At 31.9% G+C, this 12,077-nt stretch carries 10 protein-coding genes and 2 pseudogenes; 3 read left to right on the top strand and 9 right to left on the bottom strand.

Going from position 1 to position 12,077, the window contains the following annotated elements; translation table 11 throughout:
* Positions 1–366: 366 nt before the first annotated feature.
* The 5 genes and pseudogenes from JFT89_RS09500 to JFT89_RS09520 all read right to left on the bottom strand — a co-directional run.
* Positions 367–1,798 (bottom strand): annotated as a pseudogene (locus tag JFT89_RS09500) (IS4 family transposase).
* Positions 1,799–2,035: 237 nt separating this feature from the next.
* Positions 2,036–2,428, bottom strand: a complete 393-nt coding sequence (locus JFT89_RS09505) for a GtrA family protein (RefSeq protein WP_016127759.1) — start codon at positions 2,426–2,428, stop codon at positions 2,036–2,038.
* A gap of 555 nt (positions 2,429–2,983) precedes the next feature.
* Complete coding sequence (locus JFT89_RS09510) at positions 2,984–4,027, bottom strand: Fic family protein (protein WP_085313186.1); 1,044 nt, start codon at positions 4,025–4,027, stop codon at positions 2,984–2,986.
* A gap of 665 nt (positions 4,028–4,692) precedes the next feature.
* A complete protein-coding gene (locus JFT89_RS09515) occupies positions 4,693–5,931 on the bottom strand; it encodes a YcaO-like family protein (protein WP_201039828.1) in 1,239 nt (412 codons plus the stop codon).
* A 602-nt stretch (positions 5,932–6,533) separates the two neighbouring features.
* Positions 6,534–6,818 (bottom strand): annotated as a pseudogene (locus JFT89_RS09520) (DUF1878 family protein); the annotation flags it as partial.
* Positions 6,819–7,081: 263 nt separating this feature from the next.
* Between JFT89_RS09520 and JFT89_RS09525 the strand changes: the two are divergent.
* Positions 7,082–7,285, top strand: coding sequence for a hypothetical protein (locus tag JFT89_RS09525; protein WP_207197205.1), 204 nt, complete (start codon positions 7,082–7,084; stop codon positions 7,283–7,285).
* An 86-nt stretch (positions 7,286–7,371) separates the two neighbouring features.
* Entirely contained in the window at positions 7,372–7,716 is a 345-nt protein-coding gene (locus JFT89_RS09530) for a hypothetical protein (RefSeq protein WP_201039829.1), read from the top strand.
* 51 nt (positions 7,717–7,767) lie between these two features.
* On the opposite strand, the gene JFT89_RS09535 is transcribed toward JFT89_RS09530, so the two are convergent.
* Positions 7,768–7,875, bottom strand: coding sequence for a YjcZ family sporulation protein (locus JFT89_RS09535; RefSeq protein WP_078178596.1), 108 nt, complete (start codon positions 7,873–7,875; stop codon positions 7,768–7,770).
* A 246-nt stretch (positions 7,876–8,121) separates the two neighbouring features.
* Here JFT89_RS09535 and JFT89_RS30455 point away from each other — a divergent pair, with 246 nt between their 5' ends.
* Complete coding sequence (locus JFT89_RS30455) at positions 8,122–8,256, top strand: hypothetical protein (RefSeq protein WP_002016520.1); 135 nt, start codon at positions 8,122–8,124, stop codon at positions 8,254–8,256.
* 538 nt (positions 8,257–8,794) lie between these two features.
* Here JFT89_RS30455 and JFT89_RS09540 read toward each other — a convergent pair.
* The 3 genes from JFT89_RS09540 to map all read right to left on the bottom strand — a co-directional run bounded on the left by JFT89_RS09540 (position 8,795) and on the right by map (position 11,692).
* Positions 8,795–9,157, bottom strand: coding sequence for a hypothetical protein (locus tag JFT89_RS09540; RefSeq protein WP_201039830.1), 363 nt, complete (start codon positions 9,155–9,157; stop codon positions 8,795–8,797).
* Positions 9,158–9,449: 292 nt separating this feature from the next.
* Positions 9,450–10,028: a hypothetical protein gene (locus tag JFT89_RS09545; protein WP_201039831.1), complete on the bottom strand. Its 579-nt coding sequence runs from the start codon at positions 10,026–10,028 to the stop codon at positions 9,450–9,452.
* A gap of 920 nt (positions 10,029–10,948) precedes the next feature.
* Complete coding sequence (gene map / locus JFT89_RS09550) at positions 10,949–11,692, bottom strand: type I methionyl aminopeptidase (RefSeq protein WP_201039832.1); 744 nt, start codon at positions 11,690–11,692, stop codon at positions 10,949–10,951.
* Positions 11,693–12,077: the final 385 nt, after the last annotated feature.

Genomic DNA, 12,077 nt, shown 5'->3' on the forward strand with positions numbered 1-12,077 from the left:
TCCATAAACATAAAAAAGACACCCTAAGGTGCCTTCCTCCGACTTGAACCATCTGAATTTTAATAATATGTATTGGACTCCTATCCGAATATTATCTTATTATTTCTCATGAAAAGACACTCTCAGATTTCATCTGATGACCATATTTTGTGTGATTTTGTAAAAAAATGTAGAAATTTAAGTTGAAATATTACATTATTGTTAGGACTTATTTTTTATATATTAGGGGTTCTACCACATCGCTATCAAGCTAAGATTATGCAAAGTCAATTTTAGGCGAGATTGTTTCTTTTTTCTAAAGGGCAAGTGTAGGTGATTGAAAGATTTGCATACGAAATAAACCCTAACGGGTTTCACTTTTTTGAATTAAGCGGCTTGATTATCAGACATGGTACAATTGTAAACGACACCTAATATATCAAAGACTGTTTTCTTCTCATATCGATGAGATTTTCTCCCGTTTTGCTGTAAGAGGTTGAACAGGCGAATTAAAATCTTTGATAGCTCTTGAGCGTCTTTCTGTATAGCTTGGAAAAGAAGAAGAAAATAATCTTTAATCATATATATGGCCTTATATTCACTCAGTTCTCGTTTCTTCTTCATAAGAAGTAATTGCCGCATTTGAAACATGGTAGAAGAACAGAGTAGAATGGCAATCAGTTGTCCATACAAATGGCATTCCAATCGTTCGCGTTTTATCTTTTTACAATGATGAATATGAAAGAATGATTTCCATGTTTTAAATAAAATCTCGATTTGCCAACGTAAAGAATACCAATTATGTACTTGTCCCATCGGGACAATATCTGTAGGGGTGTTTGTCATATATACATTGATACCACTGAGTCGTTTACTACGAGAAGAATACTTCATTCCTTTCTTTTTCTCTCGAATAGCTTGATCTTGTAGACGTTTTTTTTGTTGTTCCTCTGTAAGTCGATGAACAATCACACGAGTTGGTACTTTTATCAGTCATTCCTACATAAGCGTTGGATATTTCACATGTTTGTCCTGGTTGAAGAGAGTTCATTAAGATCTCCATATCTATCTGTATATACTCTGTACCTTTCTTGATTCTTCCATCTTGAAAATAATCGGGATTGGGATTTTTTTGATAAATACGTGTATTCGACTTGATACGAGAGATATAGTAAGCCTTTTTATCTTGTATATGTTGAAGATCTTTCAAATGAAAATAACCTAAATCTCGGATACATAAATCATTCGCTGTTACAGTTGGGGCACACAGAGAACCGTAGGTTCGATCATGTTGTTTACCTGGACCTGTATGAATATGTAGGAACTGTCCACTTAATAGATCATACTCAAGTTGGATCTTTATCCCCGCCGTATGGCTGCATCCTCCTGCACCCGGATAAATGAATGCAAAGGGATCTGGAAGTTGAAATGCAGTTGAATCTAAAATACGAATACGCTTGAAAACAGAAGTATATGGAGAAGAAATCGGCATAGACGAGACCAATTTTTGGTTTAGTAGTTCAGCTAATATGTGTTGTAAAAATTGGACGGCCGCTTTATTAAATCGTTGATTCAGTCCCTCAGGACTGATGAGCACTTCCGTTGATGCTTCCAAACAGCTAGATAACTGAGTTAAAGAAGTCGTAGCGACATTTTGGCTCACCCATACACATAAAGCGACTAAATCCTTTGCTTGATACTTACTGGTTCGTTGTACAAAACCAATATCTCTAGCAAGATCTCGTAAGATATTTGGAGATAAAAAGCTTTGAATCTCTTGAGCAAATAGTTGTAATTCATCAGATACAGAAATAGACATACAAAAACGCCATCCTTTCCTATGATTCTACAGAAAGAATAGCGCATTTTTTCATTTTAGAGGGTATTTGTATTGTTTATTTTGATTGACCCTTAAGAACACATTGTTAGTTAGTATTTTAAAAGCTGGTTTCTAAGAGACCAGTCTTCACTATTATTTCACTCCAATTCTGCAGCCATTTCATCCATTACAAGTTTCATTAGGTATAAAAATGTTGCTTCCTATGTAAATTTCTCCCTATACTATTCTTTCGATTTTCGTAACTAATATTTTTTTCGATAATAAATATGTAAAAGGTATCGCAGTCAGTGATGCTAGGAAAGGTGAAATTATTTCATTTAAACCTACTAAGTCAACTAAAATATAAATGCCGATAGTTGTAACTGCAATATTAACAGCATATGTTAATGGGAATTGTAAAAATTTCTTTAAAGTCGGTTTTGTTTTGTAAGTAAAGTACGTATTGAGAAAAAAAGAACCTATTATGCCTATTACAGTAGCAATAATATGTGCTGATAAATAATTTAACCCTATTAATTGGCTTAATAAAAGATAGAATATGTAATAATTCAGGGTATTCGTGCATCCCACTATAATAAAACGAATTACTTGTTTATTAAATACTTTCAATTTAATCTTCTCCCTATCTACAATTTAATTAGTCCTTTATAAACTCAATATACTAATACACACTGAGAAATATCCAGGGCTATAATTAAAAACAAACCTTTTAATTTTCCTTTATTTTCCTAATACTATTATATACTAAATGGTTAAGTTAGGTACATTCCAAATTGAATTTTCCAATATATAGGGCACATTCTATAATAGGAGGCGGTTTCGTAAGATGGTTTTATAAATCATTGAGGAGTTACACACAGACAGCCAACATTTTTTTATTACAAGACAGCCTAAAAATTTCGTTCAGGGGGTTGCAATAAATCTTTAGCTTGATAGCGATGTGGTAGAACCCCATGCCCATCAAGCTAAGAATTTAGGACTACCCCCAAACGATAAATCTGTACAAATTGCTCAATTTTATCATTTTGGGGTAGTTTATTTGTGTTAAGTTGATGGCGATGTGGTGCTACCCCGTGTAGGAAATTTAAAGATTTGCATGCGAAATAACCCCTATCTGTTTCTTTTTTTATGGTTTACTAAATCCTAATAACCCAAAAATAATTACTAAACTTTCATCCATTGGGCATTTCTTCCTTTTGAGATTAACTTAATATAACCAAATAATTGTAAGGAGCTTAAAGTTTTACTGATTGTACTTTCGGCTATATCTGGATGGATGCTACGGATACATTCTTTAGTAAAAGGATGTTTTTGTTTAAGTATAAAATTTTGAATGCGTTCAACCTTAGTATTGTTACATATAGAATCTCGGATTGTAGAATGCAAGTCTTGGTAGGCCTCTAATATAATATTTAAAAACATTTTTATCCAAAAACTAATATTGTGCTCACCACAGTACCAATTAACTGAAGATTTATATATTGAATCGTAATATTCTGATTCGTTCTTCTTGATATATTTATCTAAACAAACATATTTTACAAATGTGTGTCCGTTTTTTACTAATAGTAATTGCATTAGCATAAGCGCTAGTCTACCATTTCCTTGACTAAAAGGGATTATGCAATAAAAATTTAATATAAAACGAGCGATTAATAAAAGGGAATGTAGTTCCTTTTTATTGTTTACTGAATTGTATTGATTACATAATTGTTCCATAGCCTGTGGAATAAGCTCGTGTGGGAAAGGACGATAACTACTTGTATACATCCCACTTTCCGGAATTCCTGGGATGTAAAATGGTTTTTTGCGCCATTTTGCACTATCAGAGGTACTATAATGTATTAATTGAAAATGCAATTCTTGTATAGTTTCTGGGCTAATTGATAAAGTACAAGATCTTTTATGTACAAGTGACAAAGTTTTAAAATAACAAAAAACGGCATCTTCTTCGATGTTTTGAGGCACTATATCATCTAAAATAAGTTCTTTTAATCTTTTATTTGGAACTTTTATATCTTTATATACAGTAGTAAAGTTTTTTATGTAGTGCAAAGGTATATTCTTCTCTAAATTAATGAATATATCAGGCTTTTGTTCTTGATAGGCAGCTAATCTTCCCTTGTATTCACTAATTTCACTTACTAAGTTTATTAATTTTCTTTTAAGCCCAATATTTTTATAATTGTCTTCAAAAAAGTTTCTCATTTTTCCCCCTGGTACTACCCCTAACTTGTTGCTACATAAAATCATTCATTCCAAAGATATATTACAATAATAACATTGAGTAATGCTATAGTTTTTTATTTTTTAATTTATTTTATTGTTTTTTAATTATGAACCCCCATAAAAAACTATAAAAATTACGTTTGTAGGAAAGTTGATTGGGTGTACATAAAAATGAATAATGAAAAATCAGTTAAATTTTATCGTATAATGAGAAAGATAAGATATTAGAATGGATATTTTCCCCACTCACTCGAGAAGGAGGACTAAGAAAACGTATTGTGAAAAGTCCTTATTTATAAGGATTTCAAAATATATACAAATTGATAATATATCTCCAATATTATCAATTTGTATTTTTGAAATAAAAAAGGCTAGGTTTTCATCTGTGTCATAAAGTGCATTTTTTTGACATGATGTATAAATTTCTAATGAATTAACTTAATTCCCCCGTTTCGGAGATTTGGGCAAAAACACCCAAGAAAAAGATAATGTACTTGATACATTCCGCATCTAATTTAAATTAGATGTTTTTTTGTTTTGTCGCAAATATATGAGGTACCATCAACAAACATTAAAATGTTTGTTGATGGTACCTCATATATGGCGGATTAGCATTTTTCTTAGTCCTCTTTATAGGGTGTTTTTTATAAACTGGACTGTGACTTAAGACTCTTTTTCATACCTCTTTCGGACGGAAACACCAATTGACCATTTGTAATCAATAAAAAACGCTCCATTTGTGGAATTAGTACATGTATGATTTTTATACCATTGGAAAACTCTTTGACTGGAGAATAATAGATAGAAAAATGTTGTTGGTGTAATCGCTCTTGCAGTTCTTCGATGTAAAGTATTAAATTACGTTCTGAAAATCTCGGTAAATCCTCAAATGAAACATAAGTGGCTGGAAATTGATTAAATACGGAACACATATTCATTTCTGCACAAGCATAGTGACGAGGATACGGCTGTAATTGATTCAAAAAATGCTCTCGATGTGCTAGCTCATCACCAATATTTGCAGAGGCAATATGATTCACCTGAACCAATTCTGTAATACTTCGCAAGATAGCATATTCAGGGTATAAAGATGTGCCTAGCCCGAATATACCAGTATGCTTTTTATTTTTTGTAACAGCTAATATAGTTGGAATTGCAACTTCCGTTGTAATATCCAATAGTATAATTTCCTCTTGTAATTCCCCTTCTGCTTGTACAATTGTTTCTTTTAGTGATGATGGAAGCGTATTTGGATGAATTATCTTTAATGTATGATCTGGTATATCATAGTAGAAATGTCGAAGTAGGAATAAAGAAAAAGCATCCCGTTCAATGACTTCATTCGTTGCATGAATAATCGCTTCATGTAAAGTGGAACCAATGGCTGTGCCACTATTAGAACTGTATCGTTGTACTTTCTGATACTGATAAGTATCCGTTTCGATTGGATGTTGCATATAATGTGGATTGGCAATGAAAAATGGATACCAAATATGTTGTTGTGTATCATTCAAAGCATAGTATTTTTTACAAAGTAATTGTTGATCGGGTTCTTCTACTATCAATTGCATAACACGTTCTCCGTCAAGTATTGGGTTCTTCGCAATATGATGAGACGAGAAAAAATCACAATCTTTCATTGTTATATTCTCCAGAGTATAATGCTCTAAGGCCTCAAACAATGCTCCTAATTCATTGTACTTCCCTTTTCCTACGCCGAATGATTCAATCTGCTGATTTGAATTAAATAATTCCACGTATGTGGTTTGTATTTTATCTCCAAAAACTTTTTTTTCCACTGAAAAACTTAATTCTTTGAACGTATCCATAATACGTTGACGCGCAATTTCTTCTATGGTTTCTCTTTCCCAAGAATATAGCATTCTAATAACCTCCAGTTAAATAAAATAAAGTAAATGAATACAATCTTTCATGGATTTATGTATAGATAAAGAGGACATCATAAGACTGTCCTCTTTATCTTCTTTATTTTTTTTCTTGTAGTTTCTGTAATTCTTTTGCTTCAGACACTGTTAATTTAGGTTCATGACTTTCACTTGTTACTATAATCCAACGTCCCATTATGAACTCCTCCTTCATTATATAATCATGTGGTACATCCAAATTATAGAGAGAAAATATTGAAGAAACAACCCATTATTATGAAAATTCAAATTTCTCAATAAATTACGGTTCTATAATTACACTTTTGAGTGTAATTATAATTTTTATGTATTTAGTGATACAGAGAACTCTCAATTTGGGAACATCCCTAAAAACAGACACCTTTAGACACACATTCGCGCGTTCCAAAAAACATCTGTTTATAAAGGTATACCTTTAAGGACATAACTTTAATCCTTATAAAATCAAGGTTTATCACGTTTATAAAAATGTTACAAAACTTTTATAAACGTTTATTAAGTATCCATGACCTTTATAAATTCCTTAGCGTACAATTTTCTTAAAATGATATGGTGACCCCATATAGTTTAAACTCATCTAAATTAGGCTTTTCTGAGCTGTATAGCATATCTAAAGGAAGTTTAAATTTAGAAAATAAATGATCATTTTGGGCAAAAATCGAAACTTCTTCTCTAGTTAATCGATCATGAAATGCAATTAAAATTTTCCTTAAAGCATTTACTTGTTCTTCTTCAAATTCATAATCTATAACAAATCTATAAAATGGGAATGCGTCTGACTGAATCATACTTTGCATAAGTCTAAATTGATATCTTAATAAAGTCACTTCTTTGATTAAATCCATGTTCCTCCTCCTTTATTTTCCTAAATTAACCAGTTTATCATAACAATTTATAACTTGAAATACAAATAATTATGATATATCATCCATACAATTTTTATACAGTCCTATCATAGTGTGGGTTTTCGAGTTTTCGTTTGTTGTCAGATCAGTAAAAAACTGTATAAAATCTTGTATGCTCTTAGCGTAGGTTATGCTGGTGCTGGCCCATTTGTAATACAAACGATTCAGTAGCCATTTAGCGAATATATTAGGGGGTTATATAAATGATTTTAGATATAATCGTGTCATTATTTTCACTAGTCGCACATTCTATTATTTATCTCTTTTCAACAGGAGAAGACAAGAAAAAAGCAAAAGCAGATTTAAAAGAAATTGTTACTGGTACTGATGGGCAAATATTGTTAGGATTTTTTGGAGCTGCGGCAGTTACAGGAATATTTGTAGTCATTTGGATTCTATCAGAGTAAACCTTTCAGTTATTTTAGCTTATATAACTTATAAGTCAATTATTGAATAATTAGTATTAAACATATATTAGGGAGGTACATAAGTAATGGTATTTATAATTGCGCTATTTTTCATATTTATAATCTCTATTATTATTTCATTATTTTCAAGAGGTAAAGCTCAGCGAGAAGCAAAAGAAGTTGTAAACGACATTGTTACCGGCCCAAATGGGAAAATACTATTAATCGCTGCTGTAGTATTTGTAATTGGAGGGGGATTTATTGTTGGTAATATTGTAAATTATGACTATGAACCACCTACAGATCCAAGTGTGCGAAACGATTGTACACCTTTGAATTGTGCTCATTATGGTGGAGAATGGGACACTGGTGGTCTTTTTGGAGAAGCAAAATGTGTCTATAATAAAACTGATGAATCGGATAATAAATAATATACATAAAGAAAAGGCGCCCAGATAAGGGTGCCTTTTCTAATAGTTTTTTTAGCAGAAGCAAGAAGCTCCAACAATGATTAATAAAATAAACAATACAACTAATAATGCAAATCCTCCTGCAAAGCCGCCACCGCCACAACTACCACCAAAGCCCATTTTAATCTCTCCTTTGAGTAGGAGGGGAAATTCAAGGTCACTCATGTATTTTAATGGATTCAAATTACTTTATGTTTTTATGGATTAAATGAGCAGGTCCTTTTAAAAATAAAGAAAAGACGATCTAGGGTGATTTCTCCTAGATATCAACAAATTACATATTTTCTAAAAACAAACTATTTTATTATATTAATAATAAGATTATTTAATATTATGTATTAATCCTAACAGAAGGGAGGAATAACCATGCAATTAGTTTGTTTCCAAGTAGTAAGTGGACAATACTTCTTAGTTGTAGAAGGTATCCAGATTCCTGTACCAATTCCAGCGTTTGCTGCCGCTCTATTAATTGGTTTAGGAGTAATCCCACTTTGTTCTTAATTTAAGGGATTCCAAACAGTTCTACCTTTCAATCGATAAACCCCTAAGTATATGAATGCTTGGGGGTTTTCTTATAAAAAAAGACACCCTAAGGTGCCTTCCTCCGACTTGAACCACGTTTATTTAATATAAATTTATCCGTATTATCCCTTTGTTATACATGTAAACACATCCTATAAAACAGAATCGTCTATATACATCAGATTGTTAGTACACAAAATACAAGAGATTTGAGATCAATATTTGAGTGACGCCACATCTTATGTAATGATCGATATGTTACGCCTTTCAAAAGATTCTGCTTTATAGAACGCATCCACAATTTATATTTTACTACATGTAATATTTATTTGGTGTAATTTTTACGGATATGTATAATTGCATAAAGTTTACAAGAAAAAGAGAGTATACTTTGGTATTGTGTAATAAAGATATAGCCTACCTACGGAAATAGGTGGGCTATTTTATAATGGTGAGCTTGTTTATGTAATCTGGAATAGATTCACTGTATACTGTGAGGGTGCCAGTAGGGTATTAATCATAGCGCCAAACTTTGTTCATATTTCTTTACATCTTCCATAGTTTTAAATATTAACACATCAAAAACTCCTTTTTCATTCCCACATACGACAACAAAACCATCTGTTGCTTCCAGAACTCTACCAACGCCATCATCTGTAAGCGTAATGCTGGTGAGATGTTTTACGTTCAGTTTTTCTTCTTTTCGAATATAAGTAGTTATGGGTGTCCCTACAGGAAATGCGCTTGTGATATCTTCTGTTGTATATGTGCCATCTATTGATTGAGTTTGAGCTGCGATGGAATCAGTTTGAGTGGCACATCCTGTTGACCATATTAAAACAATTCCAGTAATAATACTTACACAAGCTTTTTTTACCATTCACAAAATCCTCCTATAACTGTTCGTATTGTTAACCCATTTAGGATAACAAATTATATATACGAAGTTTGTTGGTTTATGTGAGTCGTAAATCAACAAAGATACAAGTATTTTGGCAGAATGTGTTTCAAACAAAAGAAAAGACACCCTAAGGTGCCTTCCTCCGACTTGATAACCACTTTAATTTTAATAATATGTATAGGACGCGAATCCATATATTATTTTACCACATTAAGTAATATTGGTCATTGAGAAATACGATTCAAATCTATATTTTAGAGAGTTATCCTCGTTAAATACTTGGTGGTGCATCGATTGAAACGTTGATATCAGTAGGACTTCCGAAAATGGAGATTCTTACCCCGTCAACAACCATGTTCTCACTATCTTTATTAGATTCTTTTCCTTCAACTATTTTGTTTAGCTTATCTGACCATTTTAATCCTGTAGCTTTTATCATAGCTTTAATAGTGTTAAGATCTGGCGCTCCATTATATAGCATACTGTCAATTGTTTTACCATCTCTTCGTAGCTTCACACTAACCCACTTAGTTTCTGTTGTTGTACCATAGTCTTCTTCTTTTGTGTAATAAAATCGATGAGTTTTAGTGCTTTCTTCAAGTTCAAGATTAAAAGGTAGTATTTGAATACCTTGACCAGCTAACTCATCTTTAATTTTATTGTAGTTTTTTAGGTATTGATCTGTAGTCATATCTTGAAAGGCTAATTTTTCTTTAGATTTTGTCTCTTCTTTTTTAAAATTAGGCTCAGATGACTTTGTTTCAGTAGCAGTCTTTTCATTTGAACTACAAGCGGCCATCCCCATAAGTAATGCACTGCATGTTAATGCTGTAAGTAATTTGCGTTTCATTGTGTTACCCCCAGTATGTATTAGTTATATAGGGGTACGGAAACGATTCAGGGAATGAGGGGTCACTCTAGGATTAAATTACAATTTCAAAATTTAAACAAAATTCGAAAGTAAACTTTTTTAATGTTCATTTAGTGAAAACGAGTTTTACAAAAGTACGAAAATAGCAAACTAATAAAAACAAGTTGTTATATTGCAATCAATTCAAAAGGAACATGTAGTAATTTCTACATGTTCTTTTTTTAATAAAACTGAAAGTAAACTTTTGAACTTTGAAACATTTACAACTAAATTTTTAATATATTTCTCAATATAAATATACTTGTTAAGTATGGTATTAATATTCAAAATTAACAAAAATTAAATTATAATAAAAATATGATGCTTATCACTTATGTTTACTCCTTGTGTTAAAGATAAGATCGAATTCTCCGATCTTATCTTTTTTGTTTGTAGAAATTCAATGCAAAAAAATAGAATCCTTATACTAAGGATTCTGCAACAGGAAAGAACAAATATATAACAATAAAAAGAATTACTTATATTATAATTTAAAAATACAACAAACACATTGAGAAAATTTTAAATAAATTGAATATTATGGTATGTTTTATTATAATTAATTAGGAGTTGGAGTAGTAATCTGTCATTAGTACCCTTATCTAAAAGAAGATTGAAATCAATCAATCTTCTTTTTTATTGTATTTAAACAGGCTATTATTTGGAGAATTAAGGATCTGCCCACGTATTGGAACCCCACTGAATCGGTTTCATACTCCTAGAAGGGGTACCGTCAGGAAAATGCGGATTTACAACGTTAAGGAAATTTCAATATTAAAAAGCCTAATTTCTCAGCATAAAAATGAAAAAATAGGCTTTTCATTGCTCCATTAAAGCGCCCTATTGTGGTATTAGTGCTCTTACAATGTAGTAATAATCGGTCCTTGCTTGGTAAGGATAATCGTATGTTCGTATTGAGCCACAAAGCTTTCATCGGTTAGGAAGGTCCATCCATCTTCGGATTGGAAAACTTCTTCTTCAAATGTAGAGATCATAGGCTCAAAGGCAATTACCATACCATCTTTTAAAATTTCGTCATCCCATGGGGCAAAGTAATTGAAAATATGTTTTGGTTCTTCATGAATCGAGCGCCCAACACCATGTCCAGTAAGATTTTTTATGACTGTTAGGCCATGCTGTTTCGCTACATTGTGTGCAGCTTTTCCGAGCGCGCTTTTTTTTGAACCTGGCTTTGCCTTCTTAAGTCCAGCATAGAATGCTTCTTTAGCTACGTCACATATTTTCTGTAAAGTTGGCTCTCCTTCCCCTACTACAAAGGAAATTCCGGTATCTGCGAAATACCCGTTTTTTGAACCTGAAACATCAATATTTACTAGGTCCCCTTCTTGAATGGTCCGTGTCCTCTTCGGAATCCCGTGCGCTACTTCTTTATTTATGCTAATGCACGTATATCCAGGAAAATTGTATTCTCCTTTTGGGGCAGATTGAGCTCCTGCTTTTTCAAACATCTCTCTCGCAATTTCATCGAGTTCTTTTGTGGTTATTCCAGGTTTCGTACTATGGACTAATTCATCTCGAATCGCCCCACAGATTCCACCAATTACTTTTAAGCCATTAAAATCCTCTTTATTCTTTACAACCATTGATATCCCCACTTTTTAAAGTATTTTATGATTAGTATTCCATGTAGTTTATAGCATAAACGGGTTTTCTTCAACAATCTGGCCCGTTTGTGAAACAAGAAGAAATCCTGCATATTAACACAGAATTTTTAATCGATCTTTATTTTAAATAATCAAACTTTGTTTTATATGATCAATCTTTTTTATTTAACTACAGAGGGAAAAGAAACAGAAGGACACAACTATACACTAAGAAAAGTCTAGAAGATACGGAATATTTAAAAATTAATCATCTCAAAAAGAACATGTAGTAAATTCTACATGTTCTTTTTTTCTTATTAACCGACCAAGATTATATTGTAAATGTTCATAGCATTGTATGTTGAAATTTCAATTGTAAGTTCTA

Origin of the sequence: Bacillus sp. TH25, from assembly GCF_016650935.1 — a bacterium.
GTDB lineage: Bacteria > Bacillota > Bacilli > Bacillales > Bacillaceae_G > Bacillus_A > Bacillus_A mycoides.